Here is a 16,404-nt window from a genome sequence, read left to right on the forward strand (position 1 = left end):
CTGTTGAAGCCGACTCGATACCGCGTCGTGCAAACAAGGCGGTCAACCATGGCCTGACAGACATTGGCGCGTTGCAACAAATGTAGGAGCGAGCTCGCTCGCGATGCGCCGCGCGGGCGGTGCTCGATCTTGAGAGCGCTGAAGAACTATCGGCTAGCACTTGGTGGCCATGACCAGATCCTCTGACAGGCAACTCGTGGCCGTCACACAATTCCAAGATGTGTAGATACCCATGCCTATCGCTGGCAAGCCAGCGATGAGGCCCTCAACCTGATCGCAAAAGAAGCTCAATGGCCTTTGCCTTGAGCCCCCCGCGGGTCCATCACCCGCACCTCACGACACCTCGCCCAGCAACCGCGCCAGGTGCTGCTCGGCCAGCGCCGGGCCGACGCTCATGCCGACGCCGGTGTGCATCAGCGCGGCGCTGATTCCCGGCGCGACCGGCAGCAACGAGAACGGCCCCGGACCACCCGAGCCGTAAACGCCCTGCCAGCGCTCGACCACCTCGATGCGCCCGCCGAGGGTGTGCTCGGCCAGCTCGATCATCCAGTTGTCGACCTGTTCGGCGTTGAACGGCGAAGCATCGCTGCCGTAGGCGTGAGAGTCGCCGATGATCAACTCGCCGTGGGGCGTGGGGCTGATCAGCAGGTGGATGCCATGTTCCAGCAGATGCGGGCTGTGGGACTCGACCCGCTCGCGCAGGGCCGCGGCCTGCGGCAGGTCGGCGTAGGCGCCGTAATGCAGGCAGCTCAGGCCGGTGAGCAACGAGTGCTGCAAGTCCAGCTGGAAGCGCGGACGGGCGCGGAGCATTTGCAGGCGGCAGACCTGCGGTTGCAGCGCGGCCATCGGCTCGGCCAGCAGGGTCTGGTAGTCGTGACCGGAGCAGACCACGATCTGTCCACCGCTGAAGGTGCCGGCCGTGGTGCTCAGGCGCCCCGGCTCGATATCCCGGACCAAGGTGGAGAAGTGGAACTCGACACCCATCTGCTCGCGCAGCCAGGCCACCAGGGTCGGCAGGGCTTCGCGGGAATAGAGTTGCTGGTCTTCCAGACCATGCAGAGCGGCGCGGTGATGGCTGAAACGGCCATCGTAGAGGGCGTTGAGTTCAGCGCCTTCGAGCAGGCGGGCCGGGTAGCCGTATTCGACGGCGCGGCTATCGCAGAAGGCTTCCAGCACGTCCCGTTCTTGCGCGGTGCGCGCCAGCAGCAGCGAGCCGTTGCGCTTGAGGGCGAAGCCGGCGTGTTCGGCCCAGTGGGCCCAGAGCGGACGGCTGGCGCGGGCGAGGTCGAGCATCTGGCCCGGCGGCTGGCCGCTGACCAGCGCTTGGCCGAAGTTGCGCACCGAGGCGCCGAGCGGTGTGGCGCTGCGCTCGAAGACCTTCACCCGCAGGCCGCGACGGGCGGCGGCGTAGGCGTGGGAGAGGCCGAGGATGCCGGCGCCGACAATCAGGAAATCGGTCATTTCAGGTCCTGCAGTGTGATCAGTTCTAAAAGCATCGCCGCGGTTCGGGGCGCCGAACCGCGGCGATAAGGCCATTACTGCTGGGCAACCTTCTCCGACTTGCCGTCATACCGCTTGCGCCACTCGCTCAGAATCTGGTCGCGGTTCTTCGAAGCCCAGGCAAAGTCGTTCTTGATCAGGCGCTGTTCGTAGTCCGCCGGCAGTTCGGTCTGCGGCTTGGCGATGCCCGGCTGGGCCAGCACGGCGAAGTTTTCCTTGTACAGCTCCATCGCCGCCGGGCTGGCGGAGAAGTCGGCCAGGCGCTTGGCCGCCGCTTCGTTCGGGGTACCCTTGATCACCGCGGTAGCCTCGATCTCCCAGCCCAGGCCTTCTTTCGGCAGCACGATGTCCAGCGGCGCGCCCTGGCGCTTGAGCTGCACGGCCGGGTATTCGAAGGAGATGCCGATCGGGAACTCACCCGCGGCCGCCAGCTTGCACGGTTTGGAACCGGAGTGAACGTACTGGCCGATATTCTGGTGCAGGGCGTCCATGTAGGCCCAGCCCTGCGGCTCGCCGAAGGTCTGCAGCCAGGCGCTGACGTCGAGGAAGCCGGTGCCGGACGACGCCGGGTTAGGCATGACGATCTTGCCCTTGTACTCGGGCTTGGTCAGGTCCTGCCAGCTCACTGGCTTGGTCAGGCCCTGCTTCTCGGCTTCGACGGTGTTGAAGCAGATGGTCGCGGCCCACACGTCCATGCCGACCCAGGCCGGCGGGTTGGCGGGGTCGCGGTAGTTGCCGCCAATCTTGCCCAGATCCTTGGGCGCATAGCTTTGCAGCATGCCCTGCTGATCGAGGATCGCCAGGCTCGATGCAGCCAGGCCCCACACGGCATCGGCCTGCGGACGGTCTTTCTCGGCCAGCAGTTTGGCGGTGATGATCCCCGTGGAGTCACGCACCCACTTGATCTCGATGTCCGGGTTGGCCTTTTCGAACGCCTGCTTGTAGCTCTTGAGCTGTTCGGCTTCCAGCGCGGTGTAGACCGTCAGCGAGGTCTGGGCGGCGCTGGCCTGCAGGCTGAACACGGAGAGGACGGCAGCGGCAAGAGCGAGTGGCTTGAACATGATGCGGTTCCTTTGAAGGGACGTTGGTCAGGTTGGGTTGGCGCAATCAATGGCCCGGCGCGCGCTGGCGCCAGGCCTGGGAACGGCTGAGCAGGCCGCGGGAGGCCCAGGCCAGCAGCAGCGACACGGCCGCGCTGGTCAGCAAAATCAGGGTCGACATGGCGGCCGCGCCGCCGACGTTGCCGGCGTCGTCCATGTTCAGCACGGCGACGGCGGCGAGAATGGTGTCCGGGCTGTAGAGGAAGATTGCCGCCGACACCGTGGTCATCGCCGAGACGAACAGGTAGCGAATGATGTCCAGCAGCGCCGGCAGGCAAATCGGCACGGTGACCCGCATGAAGTGCCGGTACAGCGGCGCTTTCAGCGACAGCGCGGCGGCTTCGAACTCGCCGTCGAGCTGGCGCAAGGCGGTGGTGGCGGTCATCTGCGCGGTGGTCAGGTAGTGAGCGACGGTGCACATCACCAGCAGCGCCATGGTTCCGTACAACACATGCAGCGGGTTGCCCGGCAGGTTGAAGAAGAAGACGTAACCCAGGCCCAGCACCAGCCCCGGCACGGCCATCGGCACAAAACTGAGCAGGCGCAGGATCAGGTTGAGGGCGCGCTGGCCGCGGGTCTTCTCCATCAGGTAGGCACCGGTGAAGATCGCCACGCTGCCGATCAGCGCGGTGCCAACCGCCATGGTCAGGCTGTTGCGGTAGGCCAGCCAGCCGCCGCCCGCGGTTTCATCGAACTGGTAGTGCTTGAGCGACAGCGACAGGTTGTAAGGCCAGAACTTCACCAGCGACGAGTACACCGCCATGCCCACCACCAGCAACAGAACGGCGCAGACCAGCAATACGATGGCGAGGAAACAGGCATCGCGACGCCGCGACACAGCCGGTTCGAACACTTGCGCCCGGCCGCTCATGGCCTCGCCCTGACGGCGGCGCAGCCAGGCATCGACGCCGAAGCTGAGCAGCGCCGGGATCAACAGCACCATGCCGATCAGTGCGCCGCGACCGAACTGCTGCTGTCCGACCACCGCCTTATAGGCTTCCAGCGCCAGCACCTGATAATCGCCGCCGACCACAACGGGCACGCCGAAGTCGGTGATGGTCAGGGTGAACACCAGGCAGAACGCGGCGAACACGGCCTGGCGGGTGGCCGGCCAGGTGATGCTGTGGAATGCCCGCCACGGCCCGGCGCCCATGCTGGACGCGGCGTCGAACAGGCGCGCATCGGCCAGCGACAAGGCCGACAGCAGGATCATCAGCGCATGCGGGAAGGTGTAGATCGCCTCGCCCAACACGATGCCCCAGAAGCCATAGATGTTGTCGCTGAGCAGCCCGCGCAGCAGGCCCTGGTTACCGAACAGATAGACCAGCGCAATGGCCGGCAACATCGACGGCGCCAGCAACGGCAGCAGGGAAATCCCGCGCCACACGGCCTTGCCCGGAATCAGGGTGCGTTGCAGGGCGTAGGCGAACAGGTAGGCCAGCGGTACGACGATGGCCGCGACGCTGACGGAAACCTTGAGGCTGTTGCCGAGCAACCAGTGGAAGTTCTCGCTGGCGAACAGCGCGCGCGCCGCGACCAGGCCGCCGCCTTGTCCGGCGTCGCCGCTGAAGCCGCGCCAGAAGATCGCCAGCAGCGGCATCAGCACCGAAATGGCGAGGAAGATCAGCAGCAACCATTTGCCGCCGACCACGAACAGACGATCACCGAACGCAACACCGCTGCGCGACCTGGCTTTCGCATGAGCGATCGGCAGGGCGATTGGCGCGGCCATCTCAGGCAAACACCTGGAGGCTGCGCGGCGGAAGCGCCACCCAGATATCTTGCGAACCCAGTTGCGGCATGGCTTCTGGCGCCACTTCGGCGAGCAGGGCATGACCGGGCAACTGGTGCAGCTCGAAACTCATGCGGCAGCGATTGCCGAGGAAGGTGATTTCGCGCAGGCGCGCCGGGAACAGGTTTTCTTCATGCACGATCGGGTTGACGCTGATCGCCTCGGGGCGGCAGAACAACCGACCGCTACCGCTGGCCCGCGCGCCGGGGGCCAGGCGCAGGTTGAGGCCGCCGACCTGGGCGTGGCTGTCGCTGCAACGCTGGAACGGCAGCCAGTTGCCCTGGCCGATGAACTCGGCGACGAACGGCGTAGCCGGCTTGTCGTAGATTTCCTGGGCGGTGGCGTACTGCTCGACCTGGCCGTTGTTCATCACGGCAATGCGGTCGGCCATCAGCATGGCCTCGTCCTGGTTGTGGGTCACCATCAGGGTGGTGATGCCGAGCTGACGCTGCAGTTGGCGCAGCTCGGTGCAGAGGTGTTCACGAACCCGGGCGTCGAGGGCCGACATCGGCTCGTCCAGCAACAGCAGCGACGGTGCTGGCGCCAGGGCGCGGGCCAGCGCGACGCGCTGTTGCTGGCCGCCGGAGAGTTGGCCGGGGTATTTCTTCTCGCTGCCAATCAGGCCCACCAACTCAAGCATCTGGCCGACGCGCTCGCGCACTTCATTGCGGCCAGCCCCCGCCAGGCCGTAGGCGATATTGGCTTCGACGGTGAGATTGGGGAACAGCGCGTAAGACTGGAACAGGATGCCGTAGTCACGGGCCTGGGGCGGCAGGGTAGAAATATCACGCTCGCCGATGCTCAGCTCACCGCGATCCTGACGTTCGAGCCCGGCGATGCAGCGCAGCAGCGTGGTCTTGCCGCAGCCGGACGGGCCGAGTAGGCAGACCAGTTCACCGGCGGCGACATCGAGGGAGACATCGTTCAACGCCGTGAACGCGCCGAAGCGCTTGTGGATACCGCGAATGCGCAGTTGGGCGCCGGGATTTGCGAGCGTGTTGTTCATGACAGGACCTCACCGTACAGATGAGGGTCATGCTAGGGAGGGTTTAAGAAGGTTCTGTGGCGTTGGGGCAAAAGCTGGTGATAGTGGTATTGGCAGATTTTGTTTGGTGGTCATGAGGGCAAAGAAGAATCAGGACTCCAGCGCCGACATCTCCTGCGCCAATCCCAGAAACGCCGCCGGCAACCGCGCCTGACGCCGCTCCTTCAAGCAATACAGATACTCATGCATCACCGGCGCCCCTTCCAGGCAGATCACCCGCAATTCCGGGTTATGCGGCACTTCATGCCGGGCAATGATGCTGATGCCGATATTCCGGAGCACCGCTTCGCGAATCGACTCGCGGCTGCCAATCTCCAGCAAGGCGCCCGGTTTGACGCCGGCCTCTTCCAGCATCTGCTCGGTCAGTTTGCGGGTCGTCGAGCCCTGCTCGCGCATCAGCAGGCAATGCCCGGCCAGCGCCGCCAGCGGCAACGATTCGCGCGACGCCAGCGGATGGCTGCGGTGCACCGCCACCACCAGCGGATCGGTGCCCAATATCCGCCGCACCAGCCGGGTGTCCTCCAGCAGTTGCGAGGACGCCGCCACGTCCACCCGGTAATCCTCCAGCAGTTCCAGCACCTGCTGGGAGTTGCCGATTTCCACCGACACCTCCACCTGCGGCAGGCGCTCGCGGAAGATTTTCACCAGATCGAGGATGTAATACGGCGCCGTCGCCGCCACCCGCAAGGCGCCCTGCCCCTGCCCGCTGTTACGCAGGAAGAACTCGATATCGGCCTCTTGCTGCAACAGCGCCTTGACCATCGGCAGCAACCGCGCGCCATCTTCGCTCAACGCCAGACGCCGGCCACCGCGATAGAACAGCTCGACGCCGTAGCTGCTTTCCAGGTTGCGGATCTGCGTGGTGACGGTGGGCTGGCTGAGCCCGAGCTTCTTCGCGGCAAGGGTGATGCTGCCCAGGCGGGCCACCATGAAGAACGCCTTCAGCTCGGAACTCAACATACAACCTCTTACTTTCTCAACAGCCGGAGCCCGTTGAAGACCACCAACAGGCTGACGCCCATGTCCGCGAACACCGCCATCCACATGGTGGCCATGCCGGCAAAGGTGATCGCCAGGAAGATCGCCTTGATCCCCAGGGCCAGAACAATGTTCTGCACCAGGATCGCCGCGCTTTGCCGCGAGAGCCTGACGAAGGCCGGGATTTTCCGCAAGTCGTCGTCCATCAGCGCGACGTCGGCGGTCTCGATCGCGGTGTCGGTGCCGGCCGCGGCCATGGCGAAGCCGATTTCGGCGCGGGCCAGGGCCGGGGCGTCGTTGATACCGTCGCCGACCATGCCGACCCGGTGCCCCTTGCCATACAGTTCTTCGATGGCTGCCAGCTTGTCCGCCGGCAGCAGGTTGCCGCGGGCTTCGTCGATACCGACCTGGGCGGCAATCGCATCGGCAGTGTGCGGGTTGTCGCCAGTCAGCATGACGGTGCGGATGCCCAACTCATGCAGTTCGGCAATGGCCTCGCGGCTGCTCTGCTTGACCGTGTCAGCCACGGCGAACAGCGCCAGCGGGCCGGAGCTGTCGAGCAGCAGCACCACTGTCTTGCCCTGGCGCTCCAGGGCGTCGAGTTTTTCTTCCAGTTGCGGCGAGCACAGCCCCAGTTCTTCAACCAACCGGTGGTTGCCCAGGTGATAGCTCACGCCACCGACCTCACCGCTGACGCCACGCCCCATCAGGGCCTGGAAGTTATCCACAGACTCCAGCACCAGCGCGTTTTCCTCGGCGTGCCGGGCGATGGCCATGGACACCGGGTGATCGGAACGGGCGGCAAGGCTGGCGGCGATGCGCTGGGCACGGTCTTCGAACAGGGTGTCGAGCACCTGCATGTCGGTCTGCACCGGCTTGCCGTGGGTCAGGGTGCCGGTCTTGTCGAGGGCGAGGAAGTCCAGCTTGCGTCCGCCCTCCAGGTACACGCCGCCCTTGATCAGGATGCCTTTGCGCGCCGCGGCGGCGAGGCCGCTGACGATGGTCACCGGTGTGGAAATCACCAGTGCACATGGGCAGGCCACCACCAGCAGCACCAGGGCGCGGTAGATCCAGTCGAACCAGGCACCGGCCATGAACAGCGGCGGAATCACCGCCACTGCCAGGGCGAAGGCGAAGACCGCCGGGGTGTAGATGCGCGAGAACTGATCGACGAAGCGTTGAGTCGGCGCCCGTGCGCCCTGGGCTTCTTCCACCGCGTGGATGATCCGGGCCAGGGTCGATTGCCCGGCGGCGGCGGTGACGCGGTATTCCAGCTCGCCGGACTGGTTGATAGTACCGGCAAAGACCTTGTCGCCCGGGCCTTTTTCCACCGGCAGGCTTTCACCGGTGATGGGCGCCTGGTCAATCGTGGACTGTCCGCTCAATACCTCGCCATCCAGCCCGACCCGCTCGCCCGGCCGCAAACGCACCCGAGCGCCCAGGGCCACCTGGGCCACCTCGACTTCCCGCCACTGGCCATCGGCCTGTTGCACCGTGGCCACGTCCGGGGTCAGTTGCATCAGGCCGCCGATGGCGTTGCGCGCGCGGTCCAGCGAGCGGGCCTCGATCACTTCGGCGAGGGTGAACAGCACCATCACCATGGCCGCTTCCGGCCACTGGCCAATCAGCACGGCGCCGGTCACGGCGATGCTCATCAGTGCGTTGATATTGAGGTTGCGGTTTTTCAGGGCGATCCAGCCCTTCTTGTAGGTACTCAGGCCACAGCCGAGGATGGCGGCCAGCGCCAGCGCAGCCACCGCCCATTCCGGCGCGGCATTGGTGAAATGGACGATTTCCGCTGCCAGCGCAGCAACGCCGGACAACGCCAGCGGCCACCAGGCCTTCTTCGCCGGGGCCGGTGCGGCTTCGCTGGTATCGGCGGTCATTGGCTCGGCGTGCATGCCGAGCGAGGCTATCGCCTGCTCGATGGCCTGGGTGTCGGCGAACGTGTGACGCACGCCGAGGACGCGGTTGATCAGGTTGAATTCAAGCTGCTCAACGCCGTCGAGCTTGCCCAGCTTGTTCTGGATCAGCGTCTGCTCGGTCGGGCAATCCATGGCCTCGATGCGGAAACGGCTGAGCCGGGCGTCAGCGCTGGCACTTTCGCGCAACTGCACCAGCGCCGGGGCTTCAGCGCCGGAACAGCAACCGTGGGCATGGGCGGCGGGCTTGGGCGCGCAGCAGCCTTGCTTGGTTTCATGCGCATGATCGTGATTGTGCTGGCTGTGGTCGTGATCGTGAGGCTTTTTGTGGGGCTCGTAGCTGACAGGCTGATTCATAAAGGCTCGTCCCTAAATGTGCTGTTGCCAAGTGAACACCCTGTAGCCACTATAGGGTCAAGCAACCTGTCGAGGTATTTGCAGATGAAGATCGGCGAACTGGCCAAGGCCACCGACTGCGCGGTGGAAACCATCCGTTACTACGAGCGAGAAAACCTGCTGTCGGAACCGGCACGCAGCGAGGGCAATTACCGGGTCTACACCCAGGCCCATGTCGAGCGGCTGACCTTCATCCGCAACTGCCGGACGCTGGACATGACCCTCGAAGAGATCCGCAGCCTGCTGCGGCTGAGGGACAGCCCGCAGGACCAGTGCGAGAGCGTCAACGCGCTGATCGACGAGCACATCGAGCACGTCCAAGCGCGGATCGACGGGTTGGTCGCGTTGCAGGAACAGTTGGTGGAACTGCGCCGGCGCTGCCAGACCGAGGGAGCGCATTGCGCGATTCTGGAGAGGCTGGAGGTGACCGGGGCGGTTTCGGTGCCGGAGACGGAGCATTCGCATGTAGGGCGAAGCCACGGACACTAAAGGCCACCCGCGCCCCTGTGAGAGCTGGCAACCCAGCTCTCACAGGAGAGATCACACCGCCATCGGCGCCGTCAGCGGTGGATGATGCTCATACCCTTCCAGGCTGAAATCGCTCGGCTCGATCTTCTCCAGCCACTCCGGTTCGTACACACCGGTCTTGGCGAATTCCGGCACACGATCATTGATCACCAACTTCGGCGCGGCCAGCGGCTCGCGGCGCATTTGCTCGTTGAGCATGTCCAGGTGGTTCTCGTAGACATGCGCATCACCGATGAAATAGGTGAACCAGCGCGGCGTGTAACCGGTCAGGCGGCCCACCAGCGATAGCAGCGCGGCGCCTTCGGTGAGGTTGAACGGCGTGCCCAGGCCCAGGTCGTTGGAACGGATGTAGAGGGTCAGGGAAATTTCCTTGGTCTCGACATTCGGGTGGAACTGGTACAGCAGGTGGCACGGAGGCAAGGCCATTTCATCGAGCTGGGCACAGTTCCAGCCGTGGAACAGGATGCGCCGGCTGCCCGGGTCCTTGATGATCGTGTCGACGCACTGGCGAATCTGGTCGATGGCCTTGTACAGCACGACGAAGGCTTCACCGTCTTCCTCGGCCTCGGCGATCTTCGCGAAGCCCTGGCTCTGCGCCAGCTCGATCGCTGCCGGATTGCTCAGCGGGATGCGTTTGTAGGCCGGCCACTGGCGCCATTGCACGCCGTAGATCTCGCCCAGGTCGTCATGCCCCTGGCGGAACGGGTTGGCCAGCCACTGGGCGTTTTCGTTGGCGTTCTGGTCCCAGACCTTGCAGCCCAGCTCGCGGAACTGCGCGGCGTTCTTCACGCCGCGAAGGAAGCCGACCATCTCGCCAATCGCCGACTTGAACGCCAGCTTGCGCGTGGTGATGGCCGGGAAGCCCTTCTGCAGATCGAAACGCAGCATGGCGCCAGGCAGGCTGATGGTGCGCACGCCGGTGCGGTTTTCCTGCAACGTACCGTTCTCGATAACGTCGCGGACCAGATCCAGATACTGTTTCATAGCGTTCCTGTAACGAAGACGGCAGGGGGATCGCCCCTGCCGTGGAATTTCAGACCGCGGATTTTACCGTCGGCTTGCGATTATAGGCCCACCAGATCAGGCCGAGGCCGCCGGCGATCATCGGCACGCAAAGAATCTGACCCATGGTCAGCCAGCCCCAGGCGATGTAGCCAAGCTGGGCATCCGGCACGCGGACGAATTCGACGATGAAACGGAAGATGCCGTAGAACAGCGCGAACATGCCCGACACCGCCATGGTTGGCCGCGGCTTGCGCGAATACAGCCAGAGAATCAGGAACAGTGCCACGCCTTCTAGGGCGAACTGGTAAAGCTGCGACGGATGACGCGGCAACTGCGCCGGATCGCTGAACGGCGGGAAGACCATGGCCCACGGCACGTCAGTGGCCTTGCCCCACAGCTCGGCATTGATGAAGTTGCCGATACGCCCGGCACCCAGGCCGATCGGCACCATCGGCGCGACGAAGTCCATCAGTTCGAAGAACGATTTGTTGTTGCGCTTGCCGAACCACAATGCCGCCAGCATCACCCCGATGAAACCGCCGTGGAACGACATGCCGCCCTTCCACACTTCGAAGATCAGCGTCGGATTGGCGAGGTAGGCGCTCAGGTCGTAGAACAGCACGTAGCCGAGCCGCCCGCCGACAATCACCCCCATGGACAGCCAGAAGATCAGGTCCGAGAGCTTTTCGCGGCTCCAGGTCGGGTCGAAGCGGTTGAGCCGGCGCGAAGCCAGAAACCAGGCACCGCCGATGCCCACCAAGTACATCAGGCCATACCAATGGATTTTCAGTGGCCCGATGGCCAGTGCCACGGGATCGATCTGCGGGTAAGGCAGCATGGTGACTCCTCTCGTTAAAGCAAAAAGCTCAGGCCGACGCAGAACAGCAGCGCGGCGAACAGGCGTTTAAGCAGGCGTGGCGACAATTTGTGCGCCAGGCGCGCGCCGAAGCGGGCGAAAAACATGCTGGTCGCGGCAATGCCGATCATCGCCGGCAAATACACGAAGCCCAGGCTATGGGGCGGCAGGTGCTCGTCGTGCCAGCCCAGGATCATGAAGCTCAGGGCGCTGACCAGGGCGATCGGCAGGCCACACGCCGAGGACGTCGCCACCGCCTGCTGCATCGGCAGGCTGCGCCAGGTCAGGAACGGTACGGTCAGCGAGCCGCCGCCGATGCCGAAGATCGCCGAGGCCCAGCCAACCACGCCACCCGCCGCGGTCAGCCCGGCCTTGCCGGGAACGCTGCGGCTGGCCTTGGGCTTGAAGTCCAGGGCCATCTGCACGGCGATGATCAGGGCGAAGGTGCCGATGATCTTCTGCAGGTGCGGGCCCTGGATCAGCGAGGCGGTCTTGGCGCCGATTCCTGCACCGATCAGGATCCCCAGAGTCATCCAGGCGAAGATCGGCCACTGCACCGCGCCCTTGCGATGGTGCTCGCGGACGGCATTGATCGAGGTGAAGACGATGGTCGCCAGCGAAGTACCCACCGCCAGGTGAGTCAGCACGGACGCATCGAAGCCTTGCAGGGTGAAACTGAACACCAGCACCGGCACGATGATGATGCCGCCACCGACGCCGAACAGTCCGGCCAACACGCCCGCGCAGGCGCCCAGCAGCAGATAGAGCACGAATTCCATTGTCGCCCCCGGAAAAATCAGTCCGGCATGGTAACGGAAGGTGGGCCTTTGCCTCTACTCATGGCAGATGAAGACCTTGTCAGCGTCGCCTGAGGTACAGTGGCGCCACTACCGACAAGATCGACGAGAACCACGATGTGCCTGATCGTTTTCGCCTGGCGGCCGGGAAATGCCCGGCCGCTGATCGTCGCGGCCAACCGTGACGAGTTCTATGCCCGCCCGACCCTGGCCTTGAGCCAATGGGACGAGGCGCCCGGCGTGCATGCCGGGCGAGACCTCGAAGCCGGCGGTACCTGGCTGGGCCTGGGCCCGCAGGGACGCTTCGCCGCGCTGACCAATATCCGTGACCCCGGCCAGCCAGCGGGCGCCCGCTCGCGGGGCGAACTGGTGGCGGGCTATCTGCGCGGGAAGCTTTCGGTCGAGGCCTATCTGGAGCGGGTTGCGGGCGAGGCACTGCATTATTCCGGCTTCAATCTGCTGGTCGGGGACAGCCATCAATTGGGTTATCTGCACGGTGGGGACGCGACACCGCGGTTACTGGAGGCGGGCGTCTATGGCTTGTCGAATGCCGCGCTGGATACGCCCTGGCCCAAGCTGATCAAGGCGCGCGAAGGCTTGCGCGAGCGGCTGGACGATCCGGACCCGGCGCGGCTGTTCGAGTTGTTGGCGGACAATAATCAGGCCGCCGACAGCGAGTTGCCGGATACCCGCGTCGGATTGACGACCGAGCGTTTGCTGTCGAGCGTGTTCATTGCCAGCCAGAACTACGGGACGCGGGCGAGTACGGTGCTGATCGTCGAGGCGGACGGGGGACGCAGGCTAGTGGAGCGGAGTTTCGGGCCGCTTGGAGGGCGTCTGGGAGAGGTCGAACTGGTGTTGTGAAGCTCAGGGCCTGATCGCTGCGATCAGGCCCTGGGTAGTTCAGAGATTCTGCGTCGGCCCCGGATTGATCATCCGCGACAGCCCAAGGTTCTTCAGGGCCAGTTGCAAGGTGCTGTGGATAACCTGCGGGTTGTCGATGTCCATGGCCTGGGCCAGCATTTCCTTGGCCTTGCCGAGGCTGATCTGGCGCAGCATCCACTTCACCTTCGGCAGGTTGGTGGCGTTCATCGACAGGCTGTCGAAGCCCATCGCCATCAGCAACACCGCGGCCGCCGGATCACCGGCCATCTCGCCACAGATGCTCACCGGCTTGCCTTCGGCATGGGCCGCGGTGACCACGTGTTGCAGGGCCTGCAGCACCGCCGGATGCAGGTAGTCGTAGAGATCGGCGACCCGCGGGTTGTTGCGGTCCACCGCCAGCAGGTACTGGGTCAGGTCGTTGGAACCGACCGACAGGAAGTCCACCTGACGCGCCAGTTCCTTGGTCTGGTACACCGCTGCGGGAATCTCGACCATGACGCCCACCGGCGGCATCGGCACATCGGTGCCTTCGTCACGCACTTCGCCCCAGGCGCGGTGGATCAGGTGCAGCGCTTCTTCCAGTTCGTGGATACCGGAAATCATCGGCAGCAGGATGCGCAGGTTGTTCAGGCCCTCGCTGGCCTTGAGCATGGCGCGGGTCTGGACCAGGAAGATTTCCGGGTGGTCGAGCGTGACGCGGATGCCGCGCCAGCCGAGAAACGGGTTGTCTTCCTTGATCGGGAAGTAGGACAGCGACTTGTCACCGCCGATATCCAGGCTGCGCATGGTCACCGGCAGCGGATGGAAGGCCGCCAGTTGCTCGCGGTAGATCGCCAGTTGTTCCTTCTCGCTGGGGAAGCGCTGGTTGATCATGAACGGCACTTCGGTGCGGTACAGGCCGACGCCCTCGGCGCCGCGCTGCTGCGCCCGCGCCACATCGGCCAGCAGGCCAGTGTTGACCCACAACGGCATGCGGTGGCCGTCGGTGGTTTCGCAAGGGAGTTCGCGCAGGGCGTCGAGGCCCTGGGCCAACTGGCGCTCTTCCTCGACCACATCGGCGTAGTGCTTGCGCAGCACTTCGCTGGGGTTGGTGTAGACGTCGCCCTTGTAGCCGTCGACGATCATCTGGATGCCGTCGACCTTGGAATACGGCAGGTCGACCAGGCCCATCACCGTGGGAATGCCCATCGCCCGGGCGAGGATCGCCACGTGGGAGTTGCCCGAACCCAGCACCGACACCAACCCGACCAGCTTGCCTTCCGGCACTTCGCCGAGCATCGCCGGGGTCAGTTCTTCACTGACAAGGATGGAGTTGTCGGGGTAGACCAGCGAAAGCTGGCGGGCTTCCTGCAAATAGGCCAGCAGGCGCCGGCCGAGGTCTTTGACATCGGACGCGCGTTCACGCAGGTAGGCGTCGTCCATCAGTTCGAAGCGGTTGACGTGCTCGACCACCACCTGGCGCAGAGCGCCCTGGGCCCACTGGCCGGTCTTGATGACCTGCGCCACTTCGCCGCCCAGCGCGGCGTCGTCGAGCATCATCAGGTAGACGTCGAACAACGCCCGCTCTTCCGGACGCAACTGGGTGGCCAGTTTCGCCGAGAGGGTGCGCATGTCGCCGCGCACGCCTTCGAGGGCGTTGTTGAAGAGTTTCAGTTCGGCATCGATATCGGTGACGGTCTTGTCCGGCACCACGTCCAGGTCGGCCGGCGGCAGCATGACCACCGCGGTCCCCACCGCCGCACCCGGCGAACCCGGCACGCCGACGAATTTGGCTTCCTGGATGCCCTTGCCCTGGCGACCCAGGCCGCGGATCGAACCGGTGGCCTCGGCATGGGCGATAACCCCGGCCAGTTGCGCGCTCATGGTGACCAGGAAGGCTTCTTCGCCCTCGTCGAACTGACGACGCTCCTTTTGCTGGATGACCAACACCCCGACCACGCGACGGTGGTGGATGATCGGCGCGCCCAGGAAGGAAGCGAAACGCTCTTCACCGGTTTCGGCGAAGTAGCGGTAGCGAGGGTGATCGGCGGCGTTTTCCAGGTTCAGCGGTTCTTCCCGGGTACCGACCAGGCCGACCAGGCCCTCGTTCGGCGCCATGCTGACCTTGCCGATGGAGCGCTTGTTCAGGCCCTCGGTGGCCATCAGGACAAAACGGTTGGTTTCCGGGTCGAGCAGATAGACCGAGCAGACCTGACTGCCCATGGCCTCTTTGACGCGCAAGACAATGATCCCCAACGCCGTCTTGAGATCCTTGGCGGAGTTAACTTCCTGGACGATCTTGCGCAGCGTATTGAGCATGGCTCGGGGTCGAACTCCGTCGTCAGTCGCGCGCCAGCAGGCGCGGGGCAAGCTCTTTGAGCGCGCGGCGGTACACCTCGCGCTTGAATGTCACCACCTGGCCCAGCGGATACCAATAGCTGACCCAGCGCCAGCCATCGAATTCCGGTTTACCGGTCAAGTCCATCCGCACCCGCTGCTCGTTGGAAACCAGTCGCAGCAGGAACCACTTCTGTTTCTGGCCGATGCACAGCGGCTGGCTGTGGGTCCGCACCAGGCGTTGGGGTAAACGATAACGCAACCAGCCACGGGTGCAGGCAAGAATTTCAACGTCTTGCCGCTCCAGTCCTACTTCTTCGTTCAGCTCGCGGTACAACGCTTCTTCCGGGGTCTCATCGGGGTTGATGCCCCCCTGGGGAAACTGCCAGGCATCCTGGTTGATTCGCCGAGCCCATAGCACCTGTCCAAGATCATTGGTAAGAATGATCCCGACATTGGGGCGAAAACCATCGGGGTCGATCACGGCAGCAGCCTCGCAAACGCATGTCGCCGCATTGTTCCACAAAGCTTGCAAGGCCAGCAACGCGCCGGCCATACCTTATGTGCAGCGTTGTGAAAAGTCCGTATTCTGTGGGACTTTTCAGATGTTATGCGAGTGACTCTTCAATGCGCCTGGCTTTATTCGATCTGGACAACACCCTCCTCGGCGGCGACAGCGACCACGCGTGGGGCGATTACCTCTGCGCCCGCGGCATTCTCGACCCCGTGGAGTACCAGAACCGCAACGACGCCTTCTATCAGGACTATCTGGCCGGCAAGCTCGACCTGCAGGCCTACCTGAACTTCAGCCTGGAAATCCTGGCCACCACCGAAATGGCCCAGCTCGACCAGTGGCACGGCGAATTCATGCGCGACTGCGTTGAACCGATCATCCTGCCCAAGGCCCTGGCCCTGCTGAAGAAGCACCGCGACGCGGGCGACAAGCTGGTCATCATCACCGCTACCAACCGTTTCATTACCGGGCCGATCGCCAAGCGCCTGGAGGTGGAAACCCTGCTGGCCACCGAGTGCGAGCTGGTCGATGGCCGCTACACCGGCCGCAGCACCGACGTGCCGTGCTTCCGCGAAGGCAAGGTGACGCGCCTGCGCCGCTGGCTGGACGAGAACGGGCTGAACCTGGAAGGCAGCTACTTCTATAGCGACTCGATGAACGACCTGCCGCTGCTGGAGCAGGTCGACAACCCGGTGGCGGTCGATCCCGACCCGAACCTGCGCGCCGAAGCCGAGAAACGCGGCTGGCCGGTGATCAGCCTGCGCGATTGA

14 protein-coding genes are annotated in these 16,404 nt (G+C 64.5%); 3 read left to right on the forward strand and 11 right to left on the reverse strand.

Annotated elements, in window-relative coordinates:
* Positions 1-333: 333 nt before the first annotated feature.
* From CKW37_RS14420 to CKW37_RS14445, 6 genes are all read right to left on the reverse strand, one after another.
* A complete protein-coding gene (locus CKW37_RS14420; RefSeq protein ID WP_095156378.1) occupies positions 334-1,461 on the reverse strand; it encodes a TIGR03364 family FAD-dependent oxidoreductase in 1,128 nt (375 codons plus the stop codon).
* A 74-nt stretch (positions 1,462-1,535) separates the two neighbouring features.
* Complete coding sequence (locus CKW37_RS14425) at positions 1,536-2,561, reverse strand: putative 2-aminoethylphosphonate ABC transporter substrate-binding protein (RefSeq protein WP_095156379.1); 1,026 nt, start codon at positions 2,559-2,561, stop codon at positions 1,536-1,538.
* A 46-nt stretch (positions 2,562-2,607) separates the two neighbouring features.
* Positions 2,608-4,332: a putative 2-aminoethylphosphonate ABC transporter permease subunit gene (locus tag CKW37_RS14430; RefSeq protein ID WP_095156380.1), complete on the reverse strand. Its 1,725-nt coding sequence runs from the start codon at positions 4,330-4,332 to the stop codon at positions 2,608-2,610.
* A 1-nt stretch (position 4,333) separates the two neighbouring features.
* The gene (locus tag CKW37_RS14435) at positions 4,334-5,398 is read right to left on the reverse strand and encodes a putative 2-aminoethylphosphonate ABC transporter ATP-binding protein (protein ID WP_095156381.1); all 1,065 of its coding nucleotides are present in this window, start codon (positions 5,396-5,398) and stop codon (positions 4,334-4,336) included.
* A gap of 129 nt (positions 5,399-5,527) precedes the next feature.
* Positions 5,528-6,397: a LysR family transcriptional regulator gene (locus CKW37_RS14440; RefSeq protein WP_095156382.1), complete on the reverse strand. Its 870-nt coding sequence runs from the start codon at positions 6,395-6,397 to the stop codon at positions 5,528-5,530.
* 8 nt (positions 6,398-6,405) lie between these two features.
* Entirely contained in the window at positions 6,406-8,694 is a 2,289-nt protein-coding gene (locus CKW37_RS14445) for a heavy metal translocating P-type ATPase (RefSeq protein ID WP_095156383.1), read from the reverse strand.
* Between the two features lie 84 nt (positions 8,695-8,778).
* Between CKW37_RS14445 and cadR the strand changes: the two genes are divergently transcribed.
* A complete protein-coding gene (cadR, locus tag CKW37_RS14450; RefSeq protein ID WP_095156384.1) occupies positions 8,779-9,222 on the forward strand; it encodes a Cd(II)/Pb(II)-responsive transcriptional regulator in 444 nt (147 codons plus the stop codon).
* Positions 9,223-9,273: 51 nt separating this feature from the next.
* Here cadR and CKW37_RS14455 read toward each other — a convergent pair whose 3' ends face one another.
* The 3 genes from CKW37_RS14455 to CKW37_RS14465 are packed head-to-tail and all read right to left on the reverse strand — an operon-like array spanning position 9,274 to position 11,901.
* A complete protein-coding gene (locus CKW37_RS14455; protein WP_095156385.1) occupies positions 9,274-10,245 on the reverse strand; it encodes a thymidylate synthase in 972 nt (323 codons plus the stop codon).
* 49 nt (positions 10,246-10,294) lie between these two features.
* Positions 10,295-11,104, reverse strand: a complete 810-nt coding sequence (gene lgt, locus CKW37_RS14460) for a prolipoprotein diacylglyceryl transferase (RefSeq protein ID WP_095156386.1) — start codon at positions 11,102-11,104, stop codon at positions 10,295-10,297.
* Positions 11,105-11,118: 14 nt separating this feature from the next.
* Positions 11,119-11,901 (reverse strand): sulfite exporter TauE/SafE family protein, encoded by a 783-nt coding sequence (locus tag CKW37_RS14465; protein ID WP_095156387.1) that lies wholly within the window; start codon positions 11,899-11,901, stop codon positions 11,119-11,121.
* Between the two features lie 135 nt (positions 11,902-12,036).
* Between CKW37_RS14465 and CKW37_RS14470 the strand changes: the two genes are divergently transcribed.
* Complete coding sequence (locus CKW37_RS14470) at positions 12,037-12,783, forward strand: NRDE family protein (RefSeq protein ID WP_095156388.1); 747 nt, start codon at positions 12,037-12,039, stop codon at positions 12,781-12,783.
* Between the two features lie 39 nt (positions 12,784-12,822).
* Here CKW37_RS14470 and ptsP read toward each other — a convergent pair whose 3' ends face one another.
* Complete coding sequence (gene ptsP, locus CKW37_RS14475; RefSeq protein ID WP_095156389.1) at positions 12,823-15,102, reverse strand: phosphoenolpyruvate--protein phosphotransferase; 2,280 nt, start codon at positions 15,100-15,102, stop codon at positions 12,823-12,825.
* 22 nt (positions 15,103-15,124) lie between these two features.
* The gene (locus tag CKW37_RS14480) at positions 15,125-15,604 is read right to left on the reverse strand and encodes an RNA pyrophosphohydrolase (RefSeq protein WP_095156495.1); all 480 of its coding nucleotides are present in this window, start codon (positions 15,602-15,604) and stop codon (positions 15,125-15,127) included.
* A gap of 143 nt (positions 15,605-15,747) precedes the next feature.
* On the opposite strand from CKW37_RS14480, the gene CKW37_RS14485 reads away from it, so the two are divergent.
* Positions 15,748-16,404, forward strand: a complete 657-nt coding sequence (locus CKW37_RS14485; protein WP_095156390.1) for an HAD family phosphatase — start codon at positions 15,748-15,750, stop codon at positions 16,402-16,404.

This window comes from Pseudomonas sp. Irchel 3E13 (genome assembly GCF_900187455.1).
Classification (GTDB): Bacteria; Pseudomonadota; Gammaproteobacteria; order Pseudomonadales; family Pseudomonadaceae; genus Aquipseudomonas.

What these genes read in the sequence shown, in the direction of transcription:
- CKW37_RS14420 (WP_095156378.1), bottom strand. Translation starts at nt 1,461, where the DNA reads ATGACCGATTTCCTGATTGTCGGCGCCGGCATCCTCGGCCTCTCCCAC.
- CKW37_RS14425 (WP_095156379.1), bottom strand. Translation starts at nt 2,561, where the DNA reads ATGTTCAAGCCACTCGCTCTTGCCGCTGCCGTCCTCTCCGTGTTCAGC.
- CKW37_RS14430 (WP_095156380.1), bottom strand. Translation starts at nt 4,332, where the DNA reads ATGGCCGCGCCAATCGCCCTGCCGATCGCTCATGCGAAAGCCAGGTCG.
- CKW37_RS14435 (WP_095156381.1), bottom strand. Translation starts at nt 5,398, where the DNA reads ATGAACAACACGCTCGCAAATCCCGGCGCCCAACTGCGCATTCGCGGT.
- CKW37_RS14440 (WP_095156382.1), bottom strand. Translation starts at nt 6,397, where the DNA reads ATGTTGAGTTCCGAGCTGAAGGCGTTCTTCATGGTGGCCCGCCTGGGC.
- CKW37_RS14445 (WP_095156383.1), bottom strand. Translation starts at nt 8,694, where the DNA reads ATGAATCAGCCTGTCAGCTACGAGCCCCACAAAAAGCCTCACGATCAC.
- cadR (WP_095156384.1), top strand. Translation starts at nt 8,779, where the DNA reads ATGAAGATCGGCGAACTGGCCAAGGCCACCGACTGCGCGGTGGAAACC.
- CKW37_RS14455 (WP_095156385.1), bottom strand. Translation starts at nt 10,245, where the DNA reads ATGAAACAGTATCTGGATCTGGTCCGCGACGTTATCGAGAACGGTACG.
- lgt (WP_095156386.1), bottom strand. Translation starts at nt 11,104, where the DNA reads ATGCTGCCTTACCCGCAGATCGATCCCGTGGCACTGGCCATCGGGCCA.
- CKW37_RS14465 (WP_095156387.1), bottom strand. Translation starts at nt 11,901, where the DNA reads ATGGAATTCGTGCTCTATCTGCTGCTGGGCGCCTGCGCGGGCGTGTTG.
- CKW37_RS14470 (WP_095156388.1), top strand. Translation starts at nt 12,037, where the DNA reads ATGTGCCTGATCGTTTTCGCCTGGCGGCCGGGAAATGCCCGGCCGCTG.
- ptsP (WP_095156389.1), bottom strand. Translation starts at nt 15,102, where the DNA reads ATGCTCAATACGCTGCGCAAGATCGTCCAGGAAGTTAACTCCGCCAAG.
- CKW37_RS14485 (WP_095156390.1), top strand. Translation starts at nt 15,748, where the DNA reads ATGCGCCTGGCTTTATTCGATCTGGACAACACCCTCCTCGGCGGCGAC.